This is a genomic window from Bifidobacterium santillanense, assembly GCF_018555385.1.
In the GTDB taxonomy this organism is placed as follows: Bacteria; Actinomycetota; Actinomycetes; order Actinomycetales; family Bifidobacteriaceae; genus Bifidobacterium; species Bifidobacterium santillanense.
The window spans coordinates 1-23,961 of the sequence record NZ_JAFEJS010000002.1 but is presented as its reverse complement, the minus strand read 5'-3'; the positions used below and the strand labels follow the sequence as shown (position 1 = coordinate 23,961).

General features: G+C 66.8%; 20 protein-coding genes and 1 tRNA gene. 13 read left to right on the top strand and 8 right to left on the bottom strand.

The genetic code is table 11. The features are described 5' to 3' along the window. The first annotated feature begins 112 nt into the window (after positions 1–112). The 5 genes from JS528_RS02730 to dnaE all read left to right on the top strand — a co-directional run bounded on the left by JS528_RS02730 (position 113) and on the right by dnaE (position 8,159). A complete protein-coding gene (locus JS528_RS02730) occupies positions 113–1,444 on the top strand; it encodes a DivIVA domain-containing protein (protein WP_214357589.1) in 1,332 nt (443 codons plus the stop codon). 19 nt (positions 1,445–1,463) lie between these two features. Then, a complete protein-coding gene (gene lspA / locus JS528_RS02725) occupies positions 1,464–1,994 on the top strand; it encodes a signal peptidase II (protein WP_214357588.1) in 531 nt (176 codons plus the stop codon). Then, entirely contained in the window at positions 1,991–2,935 is a 945-nt protein-coding gene (locus tag JS528_RS02720) for an RluA family pseudouridine synthase (RefSeq protein ID WP_214357587.1), read from the top strand. The genes lspA and JS528_RS02720 overlap by 4 nt, the downstream gene beginning before the upstream one ends. 163 nt (positions 2,936–3,098) lie before the next feature. Further along, positions 3,099–4,535, top strand: a complete 1,437-nt coding sequence (locus tag JS528_RS02715; RefSeq protein ID WP_240541273.1) for an amino acid permease — start codon at positions 3,099–3,101, stop codon at positions 4,533–4,535. A gap of 72 nt (positions 4,536–4,607) precedes the next feature. Beyond that, positions 4,608–8,159 carry a DNA polymerase III subunit alpha gene (gene dnaE, locus JS528_RS02710; protein ID WP_214357585.1) on the top strand — a complete coding sequence of 1,184 codons (3,552 nt, stop codon included), beginning with the start codon at positions 4,608–4,610 and terminating at the stop codon, positions 8,157–8,159. Between the two features lie 3 nt (positions 8,160–8,162). Here the strand turns inward: dnaE and JS528_RS02705 are convergent, their stop codons facing one another. The 7 genes from JS528_RS02705 to JS528_RS02675 form a co-directional block, all read right to left on the bottom strand. Continuing rightward, positions 8,163–8,726 carry a DUF6466 family protein gene (locus JS528_RS02705; RefSeq protein WP_214357584.1) on the bottom strand — a complete coding sequence of 188 codons (564 nt, stop codon included), beginning with the start codon at positions 8,724–8,726 and terminating at the stop codon, positions 8,163–8,165. Then, on the bottom strand, positions 8,723–9,757 hold the full coding sequence (locus JS528_RS02700) for a VWA domain-containing protein (RefSeq protein ID WP_214357813.1): 1,035 nt from the start codon (positions 9,755–9,757) through the stop codon (positions 8,723–8,725). The genes JS528_RS02705 and JS528_RS02700 overlap by 4 nt, the downstream gene beginning before the upstream one ends. Positions 9,758–9,771: 14 nt before the next feature. Beyond that, positions 9,772–10,869 (bottom strand): vWA domain-containing protein, encoded by a 1,098-nt coding sequence (locus tag JS528_RS02695; RefSeq protein WP_214357583.1) that lies wholly within the window; start codon positions 10,867–10,869, stop codon positions 9,772–9,774. Continuing rightward, positions 10,869–11,411, bottom strand: a complete 543-nt coding sequence (locus JS528_RS02690) for a hypothetical protein (RefSeq protein WP_240541272.1) — start codon at positions 11,409–11,411, stop codon at positions 10,869–10,871. Before JS528_RS02690 ends, JS528_RS02695 begins: the two co-directional genes overlap by 1 nt. Further along, the gene (locus JS528_RS02685) at positions 11,408–12,364 is read right to left on the bottom strand and encodes a DUF58 domain-containing protein (RefSeq protein WP_214357582.1); all 957 of its coding nucleotides are present in this window, start codon (positions 12,362–12,364) and stop codon (positions 11,408–11,410) included. The genes JS528_RS02690 and JS528_RS02685 overlap by 4 nt, the downstream gene beginning before the upstream one ends. After that, positions 12,361–13,425 (bottom strand): AAA family ATPase, encoded by a 1,065-nt coding sequence (locus JS528_RS02680; protein WP_214357581.1) that lies wholly within the window; start codon positions 13,423–13,425, stop codon positions 12,361–12,363. The genes JS528_RS02685 and JS528_RS02680 overlap by 4 nt, the downstream gene beginning before the upstream one ends. A 258-nt stretch (positions 13,426–13,683) precedes the next feature. Continuing rightward, positions 13,684–14,382, bottom strand: coding sequence for a uracil-DNA glycosylase (locus JS528_RS02675; protein ID WP_214357580.1), 699 nt, complete (start codon positions 14,380–14,382; stop codon positions 13,684–13,686). Between the two features lie 131 nt (positions 14,383–14,513). Here JS528_RS02675 and JS528_RS02670 point away from each other — a divergent pair, with 131 nt between their 5' ends. From JS528_RS02670 to JS528_RS02635, 8 genes are all read left to right on the top strand, one after another. Next, entirely contained in the window at positions 14,514–15,254 is a 741-nt protein-coding gene (locus JS528_RS02670) for a LytR C-terminal domain-containing protein (RefSeq protein WP_214357579.1), read from the top strand. A 194-nt stretch (positions 15,255–15,448) separates the two neighbouring features. Further along, on the top strand, positions 15,449–15,667 hold the full coding sequence (locus tag JS528_RS02665; protein ID WP_214357578.1) for a cold-shock protein: 219 nt from the start codon (positions 15,449–15,451) through the stop codon (positions 15,665–15,667). Between the two features lie 299 nt (positions 15,668–15,966). Beyond that, the gene (gene groL, locus JS528_RS02660; RefSeq protein ID WP_214357577.1) at positions 15,967–17,592 is read left to right on the top strand and encodes a chaperonin GroEL; all 1,626 of its coding nucleotides are present in this window, start codon (positions 15,967–15,969) and stop codon (positions 17,590–17,592) included. 281 nt (positions 17,593–17,873) lie between these two features. Next, positions 17,874–18,686: a TPM domain-containing protein gene (locus JS528_RS02655; RefSeq protein ID WP_214357576.1), complete on the top strand. Its 813-nt coding sequence runs from the start codon at positions 17,874–17,876 to the stop codon at positions 18,684–18,686. A 145-nt stretch (positions 18,687–18,831) separates the two neighbouring features. Further along, entirely contained in the window at positions 18,832–19,563 is a 732-nt protein-coding gene (locus JS528_RS02650; protein ID WP_214357575.1) for a response regulator transcription factor, read from the top strand. 311 nt (positions 19,564–19,874) lie between these two features. Continuing rightward, entirely contained in the window at positions 19,875–21,689 is a 1,815-nt protein-coding gene (locus JS528_RS02645; protein WP_420838177.1) for a sensor histidine kinase, read from the top strand. Positions 21,690–21,859: 170 nt separating this feature from the next. After that, positions 21,860–22,249 (top strand): cold-shock protein, encoded by a 390-nt coding sequence (locus JS528_RS02640; RefSeq protein WP_214357573.1) that lies wholly within the window; start codon positions 21,860–21,862, stop codon positions 22,247–22,249. 8 nt (positions 22,250–22,257) lie between these two features. Further along, positions 22,258–23,577 carry a DUF3027 domain-containing protein gene (locus JS528_RS02635; protein WP_214357572.1) on the top strand — a complete coding sequence of 440 codons (1,320 nt, stop codon included), beginning with the start codon at positions 22,258–22,260 and terminating at the stop codon, positions 23,575–23,577. Between the two features lie 61 nt (positions 23,578–23,638). On the opposite strand, the gene JS528_RS02630 is transcribed toward JS528_RS02635, so the two are convergent. Then, positions 23,639–23,712: transfer RNA gene (locus tag JS528_RS02630), tRNA-Leu, on the bottom strand. Positions 23,713–23,961 lie beyond the last annotated feature (249 nt).

Here is a 23,961-nt window from a genome sequence, read left to right as displayed (position 1 = left end):
CCCGAATGTTCCGCAAACGCCACGAAAACTCCATAAAAGCTCAGGGTACGTGGTAAGGTCATGTTTGATACCAACGTAAGCGAGGCACAGCCCCAAAGCGAGGTGTAGATTTATGGCTCTGTTGACGCCGAAAGACATCAGGGAGCGCACGTTCCAGACGGTGCGTTTCAAGGAAGGATATGACGTCGACGAGGTCGACGATTTCCTTGACCAGGTCACCGAGACCGTCGAAGCACTCGGCAAGCAGGCCGTTGCGGGCGGACAGGCGACCCAGTCGTTGGGCCCGGACGTCACCGCACTCAACCAGAAGATTTCCGATCTCAACGCCCAGGTGCAGCAGCTGCAGAACGAGAACAAGCAGCTGAAGGATGCAGCGAAGCAGGACGCCGGCAAGGGGGATCAGAACGCTCAGGTCGTCGCCGCCAAGCTGTCCGAGGCCGAGGAGTCCAACCGCGCCCTCACCTCCCAGAACGAGCAGCTCAAGGCCCAGACCGACCAGCTGAACGCGCAGATCGACCAGCTGACCGCCCAGGTCGCCCAGGCCTCCGGCAACCAGGACGCGGTCGCTCAGCAGATCGCCGCCATCCAGAAGGAGCGCGACCAGTTCCGCGCCCAGAACGAGGACCTGTCCCGTCAGGTGGCCGCCTTCCAGCAGCAGGCCGCCGGCGTGCAGCAGCAGGCGCAGCAGATCGCCGACCTGACCCGTCAGCTCGAGGAATCCAAGCAGCGTGAGAACCAGCTGCGCGAGCAGGTCTCCAAGGTCGAGCCGAGCACCGAGACCGGCTCCCTGCAGAAGATCGCCGGCGCCGCGGCCGGTGCGGGCACCGAGCCCGAGCGCGCCACCGCCATGCTGACCCTGGCCATGCAGCTGCACGACCAGTACGTCGACAAGGGCAAGGCCAAGGCGAAGGAGATCGCCGAGAAGAGCCAGCGCGACTACAACGACCTCATCGGCAAGGCGAACGACTACAACGATCGCACCCGCACCGAGGCCGACGACTACAACAAGCGCATCCACTCCGAGGCCGACGCGTACTCCGATCGCACCCGTTCCGAGGCCGACGCGTACTCCGTCAAGACCCGTCAGGACGCCGACACCTACATGACCGACAAGCACAACGAGGCCGACCAGTACGAGGCCGAGGTGCAGCGTCGCGCCGCCGACTACGACAAGAAGGTCCGCGCGGACGCCGTCGCGTACGACAAGAAGCTGCGCGCCGAGTCCGATGGCTACAGCAAGAAGACCCGCGCCGCCGCCGACGACTACGCCGATCAGGTGCGCACCAACCTCACCAACGAGTCCAAGCTCATCGAGGGCAACATCCAGGGTCTCAAGCAGTTCGAGGCCGAGTACCGCGCCCGCCTGACCGACTTCCTCGGCCAGCTGGTCAACCAGGTCTCGGACACGAACAACTACAGCCGAACCGAGCAGTCCGGCGAGTGATCTCGAACTGATCCGCTCCATGGAAAAGATTCGAAAGGGACGGCTGCGCACGCGCGCGGCCGTCTTTGCTTGTGTCGCGATGGTCGCGCTGATCATCGACCAGCTCACCAAGCTGTGGGCGCTGGACGCCCTGGGTGACGGCCGCACCGTGCCGGTCGTCCCGGGGCTCCTGTCGCTGACGCTGGTGCGTAATCCGGGCGCCTCGCTCGGCTTCGGCTCGGGAGCCACATGGATGATCTCCCTGCTCGCCGTCGCCGCGTGCGTGGCGCTGGTCGTGCTGGCCGTGCGCACCATTTCGCTCGGATGGACCGTCGCGTTTGCCTTCGCGTTCGCGGGCGCGTTCGGCAATCTCATCGACCGCATCGCCTACGCCGAGGGCTTCCTCGACGGCAAGGTCGTCGATTTCCTTGACTACGGCTGGTCCGTGGGCAACGTCGCCGACGTGTATCTGGTCGTCGCCGGCGTCGCCATCGTGATCATGATCCTCATGAACGTGCCGTTCAGTCAGAAGGAGCTCGACGAACGATCGGGAAAGGGCGAGACGGCATGAGTCGTCTGGTCCCGGCCCCCGACGCGCTCATCGGCAAGCGCTTCGACGTCGCGATGGCCAAGATGCTGGGCGTATCCCGCTCCAAGGCCGCCGAACTCATCGACTCCGGTCAGGCGCGCGTGCTCGACCGGAACATCGCGAAATCCGGCACCCTGCAGTCCGGCGAGACCGTCGAGTTCGATCTGGTCGAGGAGCGCAAGGAGCCGGAGCCGATCGCCGACGACATGGCCGTCGTCTATGAGGACGACGACGTGGTGGTGGTCGACAAGCCCGTCGGCGTCGCCGCTCACGCCTCGGTCGGCTGGACCGGCCCCACCGTGCTCGGCTCGCTGCGCGACCGCGGCGTCCACATCACCTCGTACGGCGCCGCCGGACGCGAGGGCATCGTCTCGCGCCTCGACGTCGGCACGTCCGGGCTCATGCTCGTGTGCAAGTCCGATCTGGCGTACGTCGAGATGCGCCGTCAGTTCGCCGAGCATGAGGTCGTCAAGACCTACCACGCGCTCGTGCAGGGATCGCTCAAACAGGACAGGGCGACCATCGAGGCGCCGATCGGCCGCGCGAAGGTCTCCGACTTCCGCTTCTGCGTGACCCCCGCGGGCAAGCCCGCCGTCACGCACTGGGACGTGATGGAGCGGTTCGGGGGAGAGGCGACGCTGGCGTCGATCAACCTCGAGACCGGACGCACCCACCAGATCCGCGTGCACTTCTCCTCGATCGGCCATCCGCTCGTCGGCGACCACATGTACGGCGCGAATCCGGTGCTCGCCGCCGAGGTCGGCCTCGACCGCCAGTGGCTGCACGCCATGCAGCTCGAGTTCCGCCATCCGCGCACGCGCGTATGGACCACGGTCAAATCGCAGTATCCGGCCGACCTCGCGCACGCGCTGGACGTCATGCGCGCACGCCACGCGGACGACGACATGGTCGCCGCCGACTGAGCGCGGAACATCCATCGGCCCGGCCGATGCGGACGATAACCGGCCATAGATTCTTCGTATGACCGGAAACGGCCGCTCCATAATCCCCTTCCCCTGCGGGCCGGGCATTCGTGCGACGATTGCTCCGAATCACCACAACGGCAAGGACATACGGGAGGGGAATATGACCGCCAGTCTCGAATCGCACGACGGCGACGGCACGGTCGCGAACGAACAGGGGAGCCGCACCGGTCTGCAGCGCAAGATGGAGACCCGGCACCTCATGATGATCTCGCTCGGCGGCGTCATCGGCACCGGCCTGTTCCTGAGCTCCGGCTACACCATCCACCAGGCCGGGCCGATCGGCACGATCCTCGCCTACGCAATCGGCGCGCTCAACGTGTACATGGTGATGCTGTGCCTCGGCGAGCTCGCCACCGCCATGCCGCAGACCGGATCGTTCCACGTGTACGCCGGCCGGTTCATCGGCCCCGGCACCGGATTCACCGTCGCCATCATCTACTTCCTCGCATGGATGGGCGCGCTCGGCTCCGAGTTCACCGCCTCCGGACTCATCATGCAGAAATGGTTCCCGAACTCGCCCGCGTGGGCGTGGAGCGCTCTGTTCATCGTGCTCATCTTCACGCTCAACGCCCTGTCCGTGCGCTCGTTCGCCGAGGCGGAGTTCTGGTTCGCCGGCATCAAGGTCGTCGCCATCATCGCGTTCATCGCGATCGGCGCGCTCGCCATCGTCGGGATCCTGCCGATCGCCGGATACTCGCACGCGCCGGGACTGACCAACCTCGTCAAGGACGGCGTCTTCCCCAACGGCTTCGCGCCGGTCTTCTCGACGATGTCCACCGTCGCGTTCGCGTTCTCCGGCACCGAGCTGCTGGGCGTCACCGCCGGCGAGACGAAGGATCCGGCCGAGAACATCCCGAAGGCCATCCACACCACGTTCTGGCGTCTCGCCATCTTCTTCATCGGCTCGATCGTCGTCATGTCCGCGCTGATCCCGTGGCAGAAGGCCGGTGTCGACAAGAGCCCGTTCGTGCTGGTGTTCGAGGCGATCGGTCTGCCGTTCGCCGGCGACCTCATGAACTTCGTCGTGCTCACGGCCATCCTGTCCGCCGCGAACTCCGGCCTCTACGCGTCCACCCGCATGCTGTGGTCGCTGTCCAACGAGCATATGATCCCGAAGGTCTTCTCGCGCACCACCCGCAGCGGCGTGCCGCTCATCGCCCTGTGCACCGCGATGGCCGGCGGTCTCATGGCGCTGCTGTCGTCCGTGACCGCCGCGTCCGCGATCTATCTGGCGCTCGTCTCCAGCGCGGGCATCGCCATCGTCATCGTGTGGGTCGTGCTCGCCGTGTGCGAGATCCGGTTCCGCCTCGAGCTGAAGCGTTCCGGCCGCGACGCCGGCGAGCTCGCGTTCCGCACGCCCTGCTGGCCGGTCGTGCCGATCCTCGCCCTCGTGCTCTCCGGCGGCACGCTGGTGCTGTCCGCCGTGTACGAGTCGATGCGCTCGTCCCTCGTCACGATGGCCGTCATCATCGCGATCTGCTACGCGGTCCACTGGGCGCGCGTCCTGTGGAGGCGCCGTTCGGCCCGCGAGGCCTGATCCCGGCGGCCGGGGCCGGAGGGATCCTTCCGGCTCCGGCCGCTGAACACGCCATGCGGTAGTGTGGAACGCATGGCAAATTCGGGAAACTTCGTGCATCTGCATAACCACACGCACTATTCGCTGCTCGATGGAGCGTCCAAGATTCCCGACCTGGCGAAGTACGCGGCCGAACTGGGCATGCCGGCGATCGGCATCACGGACCACGGCAACATGCACGGCGCGTACGAGATGTACACGAACTGCGTGGCGGCCGGCGTCAAGCCGATCATCGGCATCGAGGCGTACGTGACGCCGGAGACCGCCCGTCAGGACAAGTCCCGCGTGCACTGGGGCACCGAGGACCAGCGTCGCGACGACGTCTCCGGCGGCGGCCTGATCACCCACATGACGATGTGGGCGGAGAACGACGAGGGCCTCGTGAACCTCATCAAGGCGAGCTCGGTGGCGAACCTCGAGGGCCGCGTCCAGCGCTATCCGCGTATGGACAAGGAGGTGCTGGCCACCTACTCGAAGGGAGTGATCGCGTCCTCCGGCTGCCCGTCGGGCATCATCCAGACGCGTCTGCGCCTGGGGCAGTTCGACGAGGCGCTGCGCGCGGCCGGCGAGTTCCAGGACATCTTCGGCCGCGACAACTTCTTCATCGAGCTGATGGACCATGGCCTGAGGATCGAGAAGCAGGTCACCTCGGACCTCCTGACCATCGCGAAGAAGCTCAACGCGCCGCTGCTGGCCACGAACGACTCCCACTACGTGCACGCCGAGGACGCGGAGGCGCAGGACGCGATGCTGTGCATCAACTCCGGCTCGCACCTCGACGACCCGGATCGCTTCAAGTTCGACGGCACCGGCTACTACATCAAGCCGGCCGAGGAGATGCGCGAACTGTTCCGCGAGTTCCCGGAGGCGTGCGACAACACGATCGAGATCGCGGAGCGCTGCAACGTGATCTTCGACGACCACGAGGACGGCGCGTTCATGCCGCAGTTCGACTGCCCGGAGGGCTGGGACGAGGCCTCGCTGTTCCTCAAGAAGGTCGAGGAGGGTCTGGAGCGCCGCTACGACGGCAACGTGCCCGAGCACGTCTCCAAGCAGGCGGACTACGAATGCGGCGTGATCTGCCAGATGCAGTTCTGCGGATACTTCCTCGTGGTGGCCGACTACATCCAGTGGGCCAAGGACCACGGCATCATGGTGGGCCCGGGCCGAGGATCCGCGGCAGGATCGATGGTCTCGTACGCGATGGGCATCACCGAGCTCGACCCCCTGGAGCACGGCCTGATCTTCGAGAGGTTCCTGAACCCGGAGCGCGTCTCCCTGCCGGATATCGACGTCGACTTCGATCCGGACGGGCGCCTCGACGTCATCAGATACTGCGGCGAGAAGTACGGCACCGACAAGGTCGCCCAGTGCGTGATCTACGGCGTCATCAAGACCAAGCAGGCCCTCAAGGACTCGGCGCGCATCATGGGCTACGAGTTCGCGATGGGCGACAAGATCACCAAGGCGCTGCCGCCGAGCAAGAACGGCAAGGACGCGAGCCTCAAGGAGATCTTCGACCCGACCTCCAAACGCTACGACGAGGCGCGCGAGTTCCGCGAGCTGTACGAGTCCGACCACGACGCGCACATGATCGTCGACAAGGCGAAGACCATCGAGGGACTGATTCGTCAGACCGGTGTGCACGCGTGCGCGACGATCATGGGTAGCGAGCCGATCACCGACACCTCGCCGCTGCTGGAGCGCACCGACGGCACGATCACCACCACGTTCGAGTACCACACGTGCGAGACGCTGGGACTCGTGAAGATGGACTTCCTGGGCCTGTCCAACTTGACGGTCATCCAGGACACGCTCAAGAACATCGAGGCCAACGGCAAGCCGGCCGTCGACTACACGAAGATCCCGCTCGACGACAAGCCCACGTACGAGCTGCTCTCGCGCGGCGACACGCTCGGCGTCTTCCAGCTCGATTCCGACGGCATGCGCTCCCTGCTCAAGATGCTCAAGCCCGACAACTTCAACGACATCTCCGCATTGATCGCCCTGTACCGACCGGGCCCGATGTCGATGGACTCGCACACCAACTACGCCAAGCGCAAGAACGGCCTGCAGAAGATCACCCCGATCCATCCCGAGCTCGACGAGCCGTTGAAGCAGGTCCTCGACGAGACGTACGGCCTGATCATCTACCAGGAGCAGGTGCAGTCGGCCGCCCGCATCCTGGCCGGCTACTCGCTGGGCAAGGCCGACGTGCTGCGGCGTGCGATGGGCAAGAAGAAGCCGGAGGTGCTGGCCAAGGAGAAGATCCCGTTCTTCGCCGGCATGAAGGAGCACGGCTACTCGGAGGAGTCGGCCCAGGCCGTGTGGGACATCCTCGTCCCGTTCTCCGGCTACGCGTTCAACAAGGCGCACTCGGCCGCCTACGGCCTGATCTCGTATTGGACGGCGTACCTCAAGACCCACTACCCGGTCGAGTTCATGGCCGCGCTGCTGCAGGGCACGAAGGACAACAAGGACAAGACCGCCCTGTACCTGGGCGAGGCTCGCCGCATGGGCATCCAGGTGCTCTCGCCGGACGTCAACGAGTCCCAGTTCGCGTACTCGGCCGTCGGAGACGTCGTGCGCTTCGGCCTGGGCGCGATCCGCAACGTGGGCGAGAAGGCGGTCAACGACATCATCGCCGAACGCGAGAGCGCGCGCGGCCGGTTCGTCAACTTCATGGACTTCATCCGCCGCGTGCCGCTGACCGCGCTCAACAAGCGCCTCGTCGAGTCCCTGATCAAGGCCGGCGCGTTCGACTCGATCGACCCCAACCGCCGCGCCCTGTTCCAGATCCACGAGACCGCCATCGACTCGGTCGTGGGCCTCAAGCGCAAGCAGGCCGAGGGACAGTTCGACCTGTTCTCCGACGACGAGGACGGGGGAGCGGAGGCGATGGGCGACGCGTCCGTCAGCGTGCCCGACGTCGAGGAGTGGGACAAGAAGACCAAGCTCAACTTCGAACGCGAGATGCTCGGCCTGTACGTCTCCGACCATCCGCTCTCCGGCATGACCGCCGTGCTCGCGGGACTGCGCGAGATGTCCATCGCACACCTCATCGACCGCGCCAGGACGATGGGCGACGGCCAGCAGGTCACGCTCGCCGGCCTCGTGACCAGCGTCGACCGTCGCGTGTCCAAGAAGGGCAACGCGTGGGCGATCGTCACCATCGAGGATCTGGAGAGCTCTATCCAGTGCCTGTTCTTCGGCAAGGTGTACGAGGCCGCGGCCGCCGAGCTCGCCGTCGATCAGGTGGTGCAGATCCGCGGTCAGGTGGAGCTGCGCGACGAGACCGTCTCCCTGAGGGCCACCGAGATGCAGGTGCCCTCGCTCGAGGCCGAGGACGAGCGGCCCCTGGTCATCACGCTGCCCGAGGTGGCGCTCGACCGGCCGCATATGATGCGGCTCGGCCAGGTGCTCACCAACCATCCGGGCTACTGCGAGGTCAAGCTCGCGATCATGGACGCGAAGGGCAACGCGGAGGTCATGACCTTCGGCGACCGGTTCCGCGTCAAGCGCGACACGTCGCTGTTCGCCGAGATCAAGATCCTGTTCGGACCGAGCTGCCTGCCCGCCGCGTGACGCTCACCACGGCTTGGTGGTCTGATTCTGCTTGGACTTCTGATCGGCGTCCTGCCTGGTGGATTCGCTGGTGTCGGTGGACTGCTGGTTCGATTTGAGCAGCTGCTCGACCTGCGCCTTCTGCGCATCGGTCAGGCCGGAGCCGTCCGATTGACGGTTGTTGCGCTGGTTGTCCGTCGCGGCTCCGGTCGCATCGTCCGACGCGCCGCCGGATCCCGACGAGCCGCCGCCCTGCTGCTCGGCCAGACGCTGCTCGATGAGTTCGGTCAGACGATGCGAGACCTCGGTGTTCGTCTCGAGCGACGCCCTGATGCTCGGCAGCAGCACCGCGCGCAGCGCGGCGGCGTCCTCGAACTGGGCGTCGGTCTGCTGCTGGCTCGCCTTGAGCGTGGACAGATCGGCGTCCTCCTTGGCGATCGCCTTGATGTTGCGGGTCAGGGTCGCGGTCGCCTGATTGAACCGGCCCACCGTGACGAGGTTCGCCCCGGCGAGGCCGGCCGCGACGAGCGCGAGCACGGCCAGCACGATCAGCGCGACGCGTACGGGAAGGGATGCCCGGGACTTCATATCAGCCTCCTCGAGAGCACGAACTGCGCGCCCGCCTCCCAGGCCAGCAGCACGGCCATCGCGATGGCCAGCGGCCAGACGACCGGCGTCGCGCGGGTACGGGATTTGGTGGTCGTCGTGACCTTCCACTCCTTCGACGCCTTGGCGGACATGCCGTCCCTGACCGTCTTCGACGCGGAGGTCGGCAGATACGAGCCGCCCATCTCGTCGGCGATGTCCTTGAGATTGCCCTCGTCCATCTTCGAGACGCCCGGCTGACCGGTGTCGGGGTCGGTCACCCACTGCTGGTCGGTGCCTGAGGAGGCGTTCGATCCGCTCACGCCGTCGGCGATCATCGGGATGTTGCCGCCTTCGGTCGATCCGACGCCCACGGTGAACGCGTCGGTCAGATAGCTGCGCAGCGTCGAGAACGTGCGGCGCGTACGGGTGGAGGTCTGCTCGCCGTCGGTGATCAGATACAGCACGATCGCGTCGTCGGGATGCTGGTCGCGCATCTGCTTGAGCGTGGAAACCAGCTGGTCGAGCGGTGCGTCGATCGACGATCCCGCGGACACGCTTGTCGCCTCGGGCGCGAGCGTCGAGGCCCAGTTGCGGATCGCGGGGGCGTCCGGGGTGAGCGGCACGTCCAGCGTGCCGGACGCGCCGAACCGGACCGCGGCGAAGCTCGCGTCCGCGTACATGGCCGTCACGTCGTCCACGGCCCTGCGCGCCGCGTCGAGTCGGGTGATCGTCTCGTCGGAGCCGTACCTCGCGTCCGTGACGGCCATCGAGCCGGTCACGTCGACCGCGACGACCACGTCGGTGGCGTTCACCGCGCGGGACGTGGTCGTCGACGTGACGCTCGGCGTGAGCACCATGAGCGCCGCGACGAGGCACATGAGGACGCGCCTGACGCAGGAGGCCGTCGTCTCGTCGCCGGAGAGGCCGCGCGCGCGGCGCACGATCTCCACGGCGGCGAACAGCGCCATCAGAGCCGCGACGGGTCCTCCGACGGGCCATCCGAGCGCGGGGGAGAGCGTCAACGATGTCAGCGAGTTCATGACGTTCATCGCTTCAACCTCCAGACGGTCAGCATCCACAGTCCAAGCACCGCGACCAGTGCGAGCGTCCACCACTTGGGGTCGTCGACGACAGCGGCCTGGTCGGCCCTGCGGTTCTGCGCCTCGCGGCGGCCATCGATGTCGCGCACCAGTTCGTCCACGCTTTTGCCTCCCGACTGCGTGAGGAACACGCCGTCATGGGCCTCGATGAGTTGCTTCATGCGCGTGGTCGTGTTCTCGCCCTCGCTCGCCCGCGGGCCGGAGAACAGGCCGTCGACGGTGATGCCCGCCTTGGCCGTCAGATCGAGCGCCTGTTCGAGCGTATAGGTCGGCTCCCCGGACACGACGTTGTCGGTGGCGAGCACGATCGACGCGGCGCGCGTGCGTCTCGAGGCGGCATCCGACGCGTCGGCCGAGGCCGAGGACGAGCCGTCGGAGCCGTACGTGAATCCGGGCAGCATCGCCGCGCAGGAGACCACGCCGTCGCCGATCAGCGACGTCGTGTCCTTGCGGTTCTGCGTGCCCTCGAGCCAGTCCGAGATCCTCTGGTAGTCGGCGTCGCTCATCTTGTCGATGTCGTCCTGCGATTCGACGCCCTTCAGCGTCTTCGACGCCTCCTCGAGCTGTCTGGAGACCAGATCGTAGTCGTCGGTCAGCGGGAAGACCGTGCGCGAGGTCGAATTGAAGATGCTCATGCCGATGCGCTCGCCCTGGAAATGCGAGACGAGATCACGGTACGTGTCGATCACCTGCCGGTCGTACGGCAGCGTCGATCCGGACACGTCGAGACACAGCACGATGTCGCGGCTCGCCGAACGCTCCTCGCTGCGGTCCACGGTCGAGGGACGGGCGATCAGCGCGAGGACGAGCAGCGACGCCGCGGCGAGCAGTGCGACGGCAGCGCGGTTCAGCCAGCGCCACCGGCGGAACAGACGGGAGGCGAGCTCGGTGTTGAGATCGTCGTCCAGCGAGAACACGCGTGCGGCGTCGCGTTCGTCGCGGGGGCGACGGGCGCGGCCGAACACGACCGTCAGCACGACGATCGCGGCCACGACGAGCACGCCGGCCAATGCGGCCCAGGGCCATTGCCAGGACAATTGCATCAGCGCGACCACCTTTCCACCAGATTCGACACCCAGCCGGCCGCCTCCTCCACGCTCGCACCTCCGGCGTCCGGATGGGCGGCGCCGTCGGCGAACTCCGGCGGGTACAGGGCCGAGATCGTCATGCGCAGCAGATCGAGCCCCTGCTTCGTCGACTGCGTGCGCGGCTCGCGGCGGATGTCGGCGAGCGTATGCGACGTCAGGTCGCGGCCCGACGCCTCGGACGCGTAGTCGCGAGCGATGGACGCCAATTCGGCGAACGCCTCCTCGCGGTCCAGCGCCCCGGAACCGTGACGCGACACCACGTCGTCGATGCGGCGATGCCAGGCGCGGCGATCCTGTGCCTCGGCGTGCGCGCCTCGGGGGACGGACCTGACACGCGTGCGGCGCGGACGCGACAGCAGCACCGCGCATGCGATCAGCGCGATCGCGAGCAGCACGCACGCGCCGGCCGCGATCGCAAGCGGCGTCGTCATGTCGATGGGTCCCACGGGCCTGAGCCCGGCATCGGCAAGGACCACGGTCATGGTCGTTCCCCTCATGCGGCACCTCCCGGTGCGTCCGATCCCCCCAACGCGAGTTCCGGGGCGGGCGCGAGCTGGTTGCGGGTCCGCCCGGCGAGTGCATGCGAGATCAGCGCGATGAACGCGTCGAACATGTCCTCGCTCGACCCGGCGCGGATCACATGGCCCCCCACGCGTTCGAGCTCATGCTCCAGCGCCGCGGCCATGTACGCGCGGTGCGTGTCCACCTGCGCCGCCGCCCGGGCGCTCGCGAAGAACGCCGGCAGACGGCGTCCGCCCACGCCGTCGAGGATGCGCATGGAGGCCGGGGCCGCAAACGGGTTGAGCGTCGCCACGTCGATGAGCACGATCGGATGGGTGCGCGCGATCAGACGCACGGCCCGCATGTGGCGTTTGGTCAGCGCGTGCTCGTCGGTGGCGAGCACGATCAGCGCGCGGCGGTCCTTGACGCGGCGCGCGTAGTCGAGCATCGCGTCGATGTTGCGGCCATGCGTCCACCGGCGGCGCAACGCGCCGTCCAGCGTGCGTTCGAACTGCGCGAAGCCGCCGTTGAACGGCACGCGCGTGATGCTCGCGGCGTCGCAGAACACCAGCGAGATGTCGTCCGACCGGCGCAGCGACAACGCCGCGAACATGCGCAGGGCGTTCGCGGCGACCTCGTAGGCGCGCTCCCCGGACGCGCACGAACCGGTCATCTCGCGTCCGACGTCGAGCAGCATCCACACCCGCGATGTGACCAGACGCTCGCGGTGCACCACCATGGGGCGGCCCTGCCGGGCGCTGGTCTTCCATTCGATGAGTCGCGCCTCGTCGCCGGGCTCGTAGGCTCGCACGTCCATCAGGTCATCCGAGCCGCCCGCGCGACGCGAGGCATGCTCGCCCTCGATCACGCCCAGCGCCTTGCGGACGGTGGGCAACGTCAGCTGCGTCCCCAACGCCTCGATCTTGGCTCTGATCGGATCGTCGATCATGGAACGGGAACCGCCTGCACGATGCGGTCGACCACCTGATCGGCGTTCACGCCGTCGGCCAGCGCCTCGAACGTGAGCACGATGCGATGGCGCAGGATCTCGCGCATATGCGACTTGAGATCCTCCGGCACCACGTAGTCGCGGCCCGCGAGCAGCGCACCGGCCTGTCCGATGCGCACCAGGGCGATCGAGGCGCGCGGCGAGGCGCCGAGACGGACCAGCGAGCCCAGGCCCTGCACCGGATGCGAACCGGCACCGCGCGACGTCGCGGCCACATCGGCCGCATAGCGCATGATCGCGTCGGAGACGTGCACGCGGCGGGCGGCGTCGCGCAGGAACTCCACGTCGCGGATCGAGATGCGCTCGGAGGCCAGCTGCGCCGGATCAAACACGTCCGAGCCGCGGCGGGTGAGCAGCGCCAGCATGCGCGTCTCCTCGTCGGGCGTCGGATAGGTCATCAGCGCCTTCATCATGAAACGGTCCATCTGGGCCTCGGGCAGCGTGAACGTGCCCTCCTCCTCGATGGGGTTCTGCGTGGCGATGACCATGAACGGCCTGGGCAGCGGGATGCGCTGGCCGCCGATCGTGGTCGCTCCCTCGGCCATCGCCTCGAGCATCGCGGACTGCGTCTTCGCGTTGGAGCGGTTGATCTCGTCGAGCAGCACGAAGTTCGCGTGGATCGGGCCGATCTGCGTGGTGAACTTCTGCGTGGCGAAGTCGAACACCTGCGTGCCCACCAGATCGGAGGGCATGAGGTCCGGCGTGCACTGCACGCGCTTGAACGTGCCCGACACGGATGTGGCGAGCGTCTGGGCGGCCGTGGTCTTCGCCAGTCCCGGCACGGATTCGATGAGGATGTGGCCGCCGGCCACCAGGGTCAGGATCAGGGATTCGCGCAGGTTGTCCTGACCGACGAGGGTCTGCGCGAAGCGGGAACGGATGCGATCGGCCAGAGCCTTGGCCCTTGCGACGTCATCGGCGGTCAGTGCGCCCGATGCGCTCGCCGTCGGCACCAGAACGGGCTGCGGGGGCGTCGAGGGTTTCGGAGGGAAAATTGCCATGCGTTCCACTGTACTAGGTGCGATGACGGCGGGTGGTCGGCGTTGACCGGCGATATGCGATGCACGACACGCTCGAGGCACCCGGCGTTGCCGGGCCGTCGCAGCATAGCTGCTCCCCTCGCCTATGGACGGTCCACTGGACCGTCCATTTCACGGCTCGGCAGCCAAGCCTACGGTCGCGCATGGCATATCGCCGGTCAACGCCCCGTCCGCGACGTATCGGCGGCGGCGGATCGCATGGCCGGATTCGTTGGATCGTCAGGGCAGCTGCCAGTCGACGGGATCGGCGCCCATGGCGATCAGAGCCTGGTTCGCGCGGGAGAAGGGGCGGGAACCGAAGAAGCCGCGCGAGGCGGACAGGGGGCTCGGGTGCGGGGACTTGATGATGACCGCGTTGGTCAGCAGCGGCTCGAGGGTCTGCGCGTTGCGGCCCCACAGGATGGCGACCAGCGGACGCGGCTTGCCGGTGGCCGGATCGATGCGGGCGTTGAGCGCGCGGATCGCGGCCTCCGTGACCTCCTCCCAGCCCTTGCCCTGATGCGAGTTCGGGCGGCCGACGCCCACCGTCAGACACCTGTTGAGCAGCAGCACGCCGCGTTCGGTCCACGGCGTCAGATCGCCGTTGGACGGGACGGGCACGCCGAGATCGGAGACCAGCTCCTTATATATGTTGATCAGGCTCTTGGGCAGCGGGCGCACATCGGGAGCCACGCAGAAGCTCAGTCCCACCGGATGACCCGGCGTCGGATACGGGTCCTGACCGACGATCAGCACCTTGATCGAGTCGAAGGGGATCGTGAAGGCGCGCAGGATGTTGTGGCTGGCGGGCAGCCAGTGGCGGCCGGCGCGGTTCTCCTCGCGCAGGAAGTCCCCCATGCGGTGGATGGTCGGCTCGACGTCCGCCAGCGCGGCCGCCCAACCGGGTTCGACGAGTTCGCTCAGTGGTTTGACGCTCATGATGTTCACTTTACGCGCAAAACCACGGCGAACGTGCATATCCGGTGCCGGCCCGTGCGCCGTCATTGCGGCCGGGGAGGCGCTGACGTTACACTCATGGATAGTCCGTATCAGATGGAGGAATGAACAGCATGGCGAAGAGCGACAAGGACAAAGGCGAATCCTACGAGCCGGACGCTTTCGACAATCCGCCGAAGGGTCCCGCCGGCGTGCATCGCGGCAGCCGATCCCTGGTCTCCCGCCTCGCGCCGTTCGTGGTCGTCGTGCTGATCGCCGCATTGTGCGGCCTTGTGGCGTGGGGCTTCTTCTCCGGAGAGATGAGCCACATCACATGGCCGTGGTCATCCTCCGATACGTCGCAGACGGCTTCCGACACCTCGTCGTCCAAGAAGTCCGGTTCGTCCTCGTCGACTTCGTCGTCCTCGTCGTCCTCGGATTCGTCGAAGTCCTCGGATTCCTCATCGTCCTCGTCCGACACCTCCGGCGGCGACGAGAAGACCGCCGACGAGAAGGCCAAGGAGGAGGAAGCCGCCAAACAGGCCGAGGAGGCCAAGCAGGCGGCCGAGGCCGAGGCGCAGAAGCAGGCCGAGGAGGCCGCGGCCCAGCCGAACAAGGCCACCGCCGTGCGCGTGATCAACGGCACCCGCACCTCCGGATACGCCGCCTCGCGCAAGAGCAAGCTCAACGCGGCCGGATACACGAACGTGGTGGCGGCGAACCCGCAGGGCAACCTGCCGAGCTCCACCGTGGTGTGGTATCTCAACGACTCCGACAAGGCCACCGCCGAGGACGTGGCCAGCACCCTTGGCATCTCCAACGTGCAGCAGGCCTCGGGCATCTCCACGGCCATCGTGGTCGTGCTGCTGAGCTGAGCCGCCGGCCGAGGGCCTCGTCATACGGGGAAATCCCAAGAAATGCGTTGCTGCGTGGACCCCGCCTTGTTGTTGTTTTGGGTCGCGTCTATACTGACCCTTTAGTCGCGAGGCGGGGGGAGCGCGGTGTTGTGGTTGTAAGTCCCTCCGTGTCGGGAGAGATATAGAGCTCACACAGCTAAGGGAAGTGCAACATGGCGCAAGGAACCGTAAAGTTTTTCAGTAACGGCAAAGGATATGGCTTCATCACGCCGGAAGGCGGCGGTGAGGACGTGTTCGTCCACTACTCGGTGATCCAGGGCGAGGGGTTCAAGACCCTGGATGAGGGAGACAAGGTCGAATACGAGGCCGAAAAGGGCCCCAAGGGCATGCAGGCCACGAAGGGTCACCAAGCTGTGATCTCGCGCGAGTGAGACATCGCCCAATATAAATGAACAGGTTCGTGAGGTTGAGGCGTCGGACACCTCAGGTTTGCCCCGGTCGGTATGACGGGGCTTTTTTCATGCCTTTTTCCGGTCGGCGTCGCGGTCGGTTTCATGCCCAAAGCGCAATCGCCGAGACCGATGTTGGCACTCGGCGGGGCAGAGTGCTAATGTCACAGTTAGCACTCGGAGGTCGAGAGTGATAACCCGCAGCTGACGGCGGGCGGTCGCGCTGGACGGTACGGGTGAGTAACCGGAACCGAATGAAGCCATTTGGAGGAATACGAACCATGGCAAAGATCATCGCTTATGATGAGGAAGCCCGTCAGGGCATGCTGGAGGGCCTCGACAAGCTCGCCAACACCGTCAAGGTCACCCTGGGCCCGAAGGGCCGCAATGTCGTGCTCGACAAGACCTACGGCGCTCCGACCATCACCAACGATGGCGTCTCCATCGCCAAGGAGATCGATCTCGAGGATCCGTACGAGCGCATCGGCGCCGAGCTGGTCAAGGAAGTCGCCAAGAAGACCGACGACGTCGCCGGCGATGGCACCACCACCGCGACCGTGCTGGCCCAGTCCCTCGTGCACGAGGGCCTGAAGAACGTGGTCGCCGGTTCCAACCCGATCGCGCTGCGCCGCGGCATCGAGAAGGCCACCGAGGTCATCGTCAAGGAGCTCGTCGCCGCCGCCAAGGACGTCGAGACCAAGGACCAGATCGCCGCCACCGCGACCATCTCCGCCGCCGATCCGGAAGTCGGCGAGAAGATCGCCGAGGCCCTGGACAAGGTCGGTCAGGACGGCGTCGTCACCGTCGAGGACAACAACCGCTTCGGTCTGGACCTCGACTTCACCGAGGGCATGCGCTTCGACAAGGGCTACATCGCCCCGTACTTCGTCACCAATGCCGACGACCAGACCGCCGTGCTTGAGGATCCGTACATCCTCCTGACCTCCGGCAAGGTCTCCAGCCAGCAGGACGTCGTCCACGTGGCCGAGCTGGTCATGAAGACCGGCAAGCCGCTGCTGATCATCGCCGAGGATGTCGACGGCGAGGCGCTGCCGACCCTGATCCTCAACAACATCCGCGGCACCTTCAAGTCCTGCGCCGTCAAGGCCCCGGGCTTCGGCGACCGTCGCAAGGCCATGCTGCAGGATATGGCCATCCTGACCGGCGCTCAGGTCGTCTCCGACGAGCTGGGCCTCAAGCTCGACTCCGTCGACGTGTCCGTGCTGGGCCACGCCAAGAAGGTCATCGTCTCCAAGGACGAGACCACCATCGTTCAGGGCGCCGGCTCCAAGGAGGACATCGACGCCCGCGTCGCGCAGATCCGCGCCGAGATCGAGAACACCGATTCCGACTACGATCGCGAGAAGCTGCAGGAGCGTCTGGCCAAGCTGGCCGGCGGCGTCGCCGTCATCAAGGTCGGTGCCGCCACCGAGGTCGAGGCCAAGGAGCGCAAGCACCGCATCGAGGACGCCGTTCGCAACGCGAAGGCCGCCATCGAGGAAGGCCTGCTGCCCGGCGGTGGCGTGGCCCTCGTCCAGGCCGCCAAGAAGGCCGAGTCCGATGAGGCCGTCACCTCGCTGACCGGCGAGGAGGCCACCGGCGCCGCCATCGTGTTCCGCGCCATCGAGGCCCCGATCAAGCAGATCGCCGAGAACGCCGGCGTCTCCGGCGACGTCGTGATCGACAAGGTCCGCTCCCTGCCCGACGGCGAGGGCTTCAACGCCGCCACCGACACCTACGAGGATCTGCTGGCCGCCGGCGTCACCGACCCGGTCAAGGTCACCCGTTCCGCCCTGCAGAACGCCGCCTCCATCGCCGGTCTGTTCCTGACCACCGAGGCCGTCGTCGCCAACAAGCCGGAGCCGAAGGCCGCCGCCCCGGCCGCCGGCGCCGACATGGGCTACTGATCGGAGACGCTCCGGTCGTAGACGCAGACCGCGGGGACCATCCCCGCGGTGTCTGATGTGAAGGGTCCCGATTCCCGTCGTGGGAATCGGGCCCCTTTCGTCGTCTCCGGCGCAATGCGCGCGGGCGAAACGGGGAGTATGCGGCGGACGTGCATACAACCGGCCGCGCAGGCGCTAATGTGGGGTACATGACTTTCGCACGATTCGCAATGTCCGCAACGCCCGACAGGTCCCGGTGCGGTCGGACCGTCCGCCGTCCGTCCATCCTGGCGGTCCTCGCGATGCCTCTCATGTGTCTCGCGGTCATGCTGCCGTCCGTATGGCTCGCACCGACGGCCATGGCGGTGCAGACGGGCACGATGACCAACAAGATCACCGATCCGCAGAACCTGCTCGGCTCCAACGTCTCCGCCGTCACGGACAAGATCAAGGAGACGGAGGAGACCACCGGCGTGCACGTGCGGCTGCAGTACGTGGAGAGCTTCGGCACCGACGCCAAGCCGTCGACGTGGGCGAGCCGGGCCCTCGAGGCCACCAACCCCGATCCCAACACCGTCCTGCTCGCCGTGGCCTCCGGCGACGGCAACCTCGTCGTGGCGGTCTCGTCGAACTCTGACGAGTGGCTGCGCGACGAGGCCACCGTGGACGAGCTCAGCAAGGCGGCCACCGCGCCGCTCGCCAAACAGAACGACCAGAACTGGTCCGGCGCGGCGATCGCCATGATGAACGAGATCAAGCAGCAGAAGCAGACCTCGACCAACTCGCGCACCATCAGGATCGGCGTCATCGTCATGGGCGTGGTGCTGGTCCTGCTGGTCATCGTCATCGTGATCACGGTGGTCGTGCGTCGCCGCCGCGGGGGGCGGAAGTCGTCCGGGGGAAAGACCGCGAAGGGCGGGAAGGCCTCGGGGAGGACGCCGTCGTCGGAACCGTCGGAACGGCCCGGACCGTCCGAACCGTCCGAGGGGGAGACGACCATGGCCGATCTGCTCGGCGCCATCGAGAAGGAGGGGGCGAGCGGCGAGAAGCCGATGACCCGCCGCGAGCTGCGCGAGGCGCGCAAGGGCAAACGCGGGTTCCCTCGCAGGAAGTGATCGGCGAACGATCACGCGACGATAAGGGGAAACTCGGGAACGAGGACCGCCGCCGTACGGGGCCGCGGTCCTCATTCCGTAATCAGCAAAGAACGCACAGATGGCTTTCAGGAAACCCTCAGACAGAGAGTACAAGCTGGGAGCCATGAGCAAGCCTATTGAAGCAAACATCGTCGTGGTCGACGACGAACCGTCCATCCGTGAACTGCTGGTCGCCTCGCTCCATTTCGCGGGCTTCGAAGTGAACACCGCGGCCTCCGGGTCCGAGGCCATCGAGGTCATCGAGAAGGTGCGTCCCGATCTCATCGTGCTCGACGTCATGCTGCCGGACATCGACGGCTTCACCGTCACTAGGCGCATCCGCCAGGAGGGCATCGACTCCCCGGTCCTGTTCCTCACCGCGCGCGACGACACCCAGGACAAGGTCATGGGCCTGACCGTCGGCGGCGACGACTACGTCACCAAGCCGTTCAGCCTCGAGGAGGTCGTCGCCCGCATCCGCGCCATCCTGCGCCGCACCCGCGAACAGGAGGAGGATGATCCGATCATCCGCGTGGCCGACCTCGAGATCAACGAGGACTCCCACGACGTGACCCGCGGCGGCCAGACCATCGATCTGAGCCCCACCGAATACAAGCTGCTGCGCTACCTGATGGACAACGCCGGCCGCGTGCTGTCCAAGGCGCAGATCCTCGACCATGTCTGGCAGTACGACTGGGGCGGCGACGCGGCCATCGTCGAAAGCTACATCTCCTACCTGCGCAAGAAGGTCGACGGCATCGAGATCACCGATGAGAACGGCGAGAAGCGCAAGGCCACGCCGCTGATCGAGACCAAGCGCGGCATCGGCTACATGATCCGCGAACCGAAGTCATGATCGTCCATCCGAAGACCATGCCCGCCGAGCCCCGGCCGACGGAGTCCCAGGCCGGAGGCGTGCCCGGCGCGACGGCGAACCGCCCCAAGGCGGCTCCGCCCAGGGACGGGGCCTGGCGCAGGTTCTCCCGGTTCTTCCTCGACAGGGTCGACCGCGTCTCGCTCAGCGCCAAGCTCGTGGCCTGCACGCTGGTCATCCTGATCGTCGGCACCATCGGCATCTCGGCGACCATCCGTCAGCTGGTCAGCAGCTATCTGCTGGACAAGACCGACTCGCAGATCATCTCGCAGCGCGAGCTGGTGTTCCAGAACATGAACCAGCTGGGGGAGAACAACGGGCTCAACAGCTACTTCGTCGAGGTGCGCACCGCCAAGAACGGCAAGCTGACCGGCCAGTCCGAGACGCATCTGTACCCGGTGCTGCAGGGGAACATCGTCTCGATGCCGCAGCTGCCGTCCAACAGCCAGGTGACCAAGGACATGCTTGGCAAGCCGTTCACCACGGACGCCGTCGTCACCACCCTCGACGCGATGAATCCGGGTACGCAGAGCCCCGCCGACCCCAATTCGGGATCATCCGGAACCGACGGCGGTGGCTCCTCCGACGGCACGTCCGGCGACGGTTCGTCGAACGGGGACGGAAGCACCGGCGCCACCGCCGACGACGGCTCCGCATCGGACGGCGCCGCCGATTCCTCCGCCGCGCCCGCCGTGCCCACGGCCGCCACCTCGACCCCGACCCGCAAGACGCTGCAGACGGCCAAGGCGCCGTGGCGCGTCGTCGCGTTCCAGTGGCAGAACACGAAGACCGGCGAGGTGATGGGCGTCGTGTTCATCGGACTGTCGCTGTCCGATCAGATCGACATCATCAACACGCTCACCAGGTACTGCATCACCGTGGGCATCGCCATCGTGCTGCTCGGCGGATCGCTCTCCGCGCTGATCATCCAGCGCACGCTCGACCCGCTCAAGCGCATCGAGAAGACCGCGGCCAAGATCGCGGCCGGCGACCTGAGCCAGCGCGTGCCGTCCGCTCCGGAGAACACCGAGGTCGGCTCGCTGTCCGCGTCGCTCAACATGATGCTCGCACGGATCGAACGCAGCTTCCACGAGCAGGAGCAGACCACGGCGAAGATGAAGCGGTTCGTCTCGGACGCGAGCCACGAGCTGCGCACCCCGCTCGCGGCCATCCACGGGTACGCCGAGCTGTACACGATGCAGCGCGGCATGCCGGGGGCTCTCGAACGCGCCGACGAATCCATCGCCCACATCGAGAAGTCCAGCCAGCGCATGACCGTGCTGGTCGAGGACCTGCTCTCGCTCGCCCGACTCGACGAGGGGCGCGGCATCGACATGACCCAGACCGTGTCGCTGACATCCCTGGTGACCGACGCGGTCGACGATCTGCATGCGCTCGATCCGAACCGCGAGGTCACGCGCGGCACCGTCACGTTCGAACCGTCCTCCGACATGGCGCATCCGAGCATCCTCGGCATCGAGGGAGACCGGATGACCCCGGTCACGATCACCGGCGACGCCTCGCGTCTGCGCCAGGTCGTCACCAACATCGTGGGCAACATCCACCGCTACACGCCGGACGACTCGCCGGCCAGGGTCGGACTCGGCGTGGTGGCCGCCTCGATCGCCCCGGAGCAGCTGTCCCGCATGCCCTCGAACGACGATTCGATGAAGCGGTTCCTCGAGGCCGCCGAGGTCGGTCACACGATGCACACCGGCACCAACTACGCCGTGCTGCGCTTCGAGGATCACGGCCCGGGCGTGCCCGCCGAATCCCGAGCGCAGATCTTCGAGCGTTTCTACACCGCCGATCCGTCGCGCGCCCGCGAAAAGGGCGGCACCGGTCTGGGACTCGCCATCGCGCAGTCCGTGGTCAAGGCGCATCGCGGATTCATCTGCGCCACCGAAACGCCGGGCGGAGGCCTGACCTTCACGATCATGCTGCCGTTGGGCCCCGTGGAGCCCGCCGCCGCGACCGGCGCGGCCGCCGGAACCGGAACGGGTGCCGTCGCGCCGGTCGCCAAGGACGGCACCGCGAAGTCGAAGTCCAAGCAGGGCCGGGACAAGACGAAGGACCGGTCCAGGCGTGGAGGCTGGTTCTCCCACTGACCGCGGAAACGCTTCGAACGGCGTGCTCGGGGCCGCGTCATCCGGAAACGGAAGGCGCGGCCCTTGCCGTATCCGGGGCGCCCCGCACGCTTCGCCGAGGGCGTGTGACGGGGCGATGCGGTAGAATGAATCGGCTTAGCAATACTGGAGTAGGAAAGTGAGAGTGTACGATGCCCACCGGTCGAGTTCGTTGGTTCGATGCCGCCAAGGGTTATGGCTTCATCACCAGTGAGGAAGGCAGGGATGTGTTCCTGCCCGCGGCCGCGCTGCCAGCCGGCACCACCACGTTGCGCAAGGGCGCCAAGGTGGAGTATTCCGTCGTCGAGGGCCGCAGGGGACCGCAGGCCATGGACGTGACCACCATCGCCACCGCGCCGTCCCTCGTCAAGGCCACCCGTCCGAAGCCGGACGACATGGCCGCGATCTGCGAGGACCTGATCAAGATGCTGGACGCCGCCGGCAACACGCTGCGCCGCCACCGCTACCCCTCCTCCGCCGAGAGCCGCAAGCTGGCCACGCTGCTGCGCGCCGTGGCGGACAACTTCGACGTACAGGACTGAAGTCGCATATGACCGATAACAGCGAAACCAGCATCACCGACGCCGCGGAGCAGGAGACGCGCGAGTCGCGGGTCGATCCGCGCGACCTCGCGCGCGCCGTGGCCATCGAGGTGGCCGAGGAGCCGGAGCAGGTCGGCGACGTGGTCGACGCCATCGACCTGGGCGACGGCGTGACCGACTTCCGCATCGCCGCCCACATCCGCGGCTACGAGGGATGGCAGTGGTCGGTGACGCTGTACCACGACGAGGAGCTCGACCATTGGACGGTCAACGAGTCCTCGCTCATCCCCACGGCCGACGCGCTGATGCCGCCGGCCTGGGTGCCGTGGAAGGACCGTCTGGAACCCACCGATCTGGCGCCCACCGATTCGATCGGCACCGATCCCGACGACCCCCGTCTCGAGGAGGGATTCCGCAGGACGCAGCCCGCGCCGGAGACGAAGGGCGACGACGATGCCGAGGCGGAGCATGCGGATGCCGCGCCCGACGCGACGGACGCCGGTTCGGATGAGGGTGTGGAGCCGTCGGATGACTCCGACGCCACTCCGGCCGTCGATTCCGAGGAGGACGTCGACGAGGTGGTCGAGGAGTTCGATCTGTCCCGCCGACACGTGCTCTCCCCGCTGGGCCGTGCGCAGACCGCCAAGCGCTGGTACGAGGGCCCGCGCGGTCCGAAGGCCATGAGCACCAAGACCGCCGCCGGCAACCTGTGCTCGACGTGCGGCTTCTTCGTGCCGCTCAAGGGCGAACTGAACCTCATGTTCGGCGTGTGCGCGAACAAGTGGAGCCCCGACGACGGCCGCGTCGTCTCCCTCGACCACGGCTGCGGCGAGCATTCCGAGATCGATCCGCCGGAGCCGAGCCGTCTGTGGGTGCAGTCGAAGCCCGCCTTCGACGACCTGCACATCGACATCATCGCCCAGCGCCCGCGCGAGGACCGCGCCCAGGTCGAGCTTCTCGAGGCGCAGGACGCCGACGAACCGAACGACGATGCCGAGACCGACGACATCATGGACGTCGCCGACGAGCACGACATCGAGGAGAACACCGAGATCGACGCCGACTCCGAGGACGTGGCGGAGAACACCGTCCCCGATGACGGCCCCGAACTCGAGACCGTCGTGGCCCTCGACGCCTCCGCCGACACCGATGACACGGACGATCCGATCGACACGGAGTCGCCGACGGATGAAGCGGCGGATGAGACGGAACCCAAGGAGCCCGTCGAGTCGGACGACGACGGTCAGCCGTCCGATGCGGCATCCCCCGAGACCGAGACGGGCGAGACCGATGGTCCCGATACGGACATCGACTCCGAGACGGAGTGAACGTCCCCGCGAAACGACGAAGGCCGTGTGATCACCACGATCACACGGCCTTTTCGATCGGTGCCCCCGGTGGGACTCGAACCCACACTGCGCAGATTTTGAGGCTGCTTCCTCTACCAATTGGGATACGGGGGCATCCCGTGCCCGAAGGCACTCGTGATAATGTACCACATTTGCACGACCATGTGCGCGGCAACATGCATGAAACGCCATCCGCGGCATTTTCCGGGTTATAGGCCAAAATGTGTGTCTGTTTGGGCTTGTGAGGCCTTGTGCTGATTGGCGTTTCGCTGGTTTGAATGTGGTTGCCGGGACTTTCAAGGCCGGCCAGAATGTGTGTCCGCAATGGGCTGCGAGGCCTTGCGGCGCAAGGCTTTTGTGGAG

Excerpts from the sequence above, each read along its gene's own strand:
- JS528_RS02690 (WP_240541272.1), bottom strand. The coding sequence starts at position 11,411 with ATGAGGGGAACGACCATGACCGTGGTCCTTGCCGATGCCGGGCTCAGG.
- lspA (WP_214357588.1), top strand. The coding sequence starts at position 1,464 with ATGGAAAAGATTCGAAAGGGACGGCTGCGCACGCGCGCGGCCGTCTTT.
- JS528_RS02655 (WP_214357576.1), top strand. The coding sequence starts at position 17,874 with ATGCCTCTCATGTGTCTCGCGGTCATGCTGCCGTCCGTATGGCTCGCA.
- JS528_RS02695 (WP_214357583.1), bottom strand. The coding sequence starts at position 10,869 with ATGCAATTGTCCTGGCAATGGCCCTGGGCCGCATTGGCCGGCGTGCTC.
- JS528_RS02635 (WP_214357572.1), top strand. The coding sequence starts at position 22,258 with ATGACCGATAACAGCGAAACCAGCATCACCGACGCCGCGGAGCAGGAG.
- JS528_RS02715 (WP_240541273.1), top strand. The coding sequence starts at position 3,099 with ATGACCGCCAGTCTCGAATCGCACGACGGCGACGGCACGGTCGCGAAC.
- JS528_RS02685 (WP_214357582.1), bottom strand. The coding sequence starts at position 12,364 with ATGATCGACGATCCGATCAGAGCCAAGATCGAGGCGTTGGGGACGCAG.
- groL (WP_214357577.1), top strand. The coding sequence starts at position 15,967 with ATGGCAAAGATCATCGCTTATGATGAGGAAGCCCGTCAGGGCATGCTG.
- JS528_RS02680 (WP_214357581.1), bottom strand. The coding sequence starts at position 13,425 with ATGGCAATTTTCCCTCCGAAACCCTCGACGCCCCCGCAGCCCGTTCTG.
- JS528_RS02650 (WP_214357575.1), top strand. The coding sequence starts at position 18,832 with ATGAGCAAGCCTATTGAAGCAAACATCGTCGTGGTCGACGACGAACCG.
- JS528_RS02640 (WP_214357573.1), top strand. The coding sequence starts at position 21,860 with ATGCCCACCGGTCGAGTTCGTTGGTTCGATGCCGCCAAGGGTTATGGC.
- JS528_RS02675 (WP_214357580.1), bottom strand. The coding sequence starts at position 14,382 with ATGAGCGTCAAACCACTGAGCGAACTCGTCGAACCCGGTTGGGCGGCC.
- dnaE (WP_214357585.1), top strand. The coding sequence starts at position 4,608 with ATGGCAAATTCGGGAAACTTCGTGCATCTGCATAACCACACGCACTAT.
- JS528_RS02670 (WP_214357579.1), top strand. The coding sequence starts at position 14,514 with ATGGCGAAGAGCGACAAGGACAAAGGCGAATCCTACGAGCCGGACGCT.
- JS528_RS02665 (WP_214357578.1), top strand. The coding sequence starts at position 15,449 with ATGGCGCAAGGAACCGTAAAGTTTTTCAGTAACGGCAAAGGATATGGC.
- JS528_RS02705 (WP_214357584.1), bottom strand. The coding sequence starts at position 8,726 with ATGAAGTCCCGGGCATCCCTTCCCGTACGCGTCGCGCTGATCGTGCTG.
- JS528_RS02645 (WP_420838177.1), top strand. The coding sequence starts at position 19,875 with ATGAACCAGCTGGGGGAGAACAACGGGCTCAACAGCTACTTCGTCGAG.
- JS528_RS02730 (WP_214357589.1), top strand. The coding sequence starts at position 113 with ATGGCTCTGTTGACGCCGAAAGACATCAGGGAGCGCACGTTCCAGACG.
- JS528_RS02720 (WP_214357587.1), top strand. The coding sequence starts at position 1,991 with ATGAGTCGTCTGGTCCCGGCCCCCGACGCGCTCATCGGCAAGCGCTTC.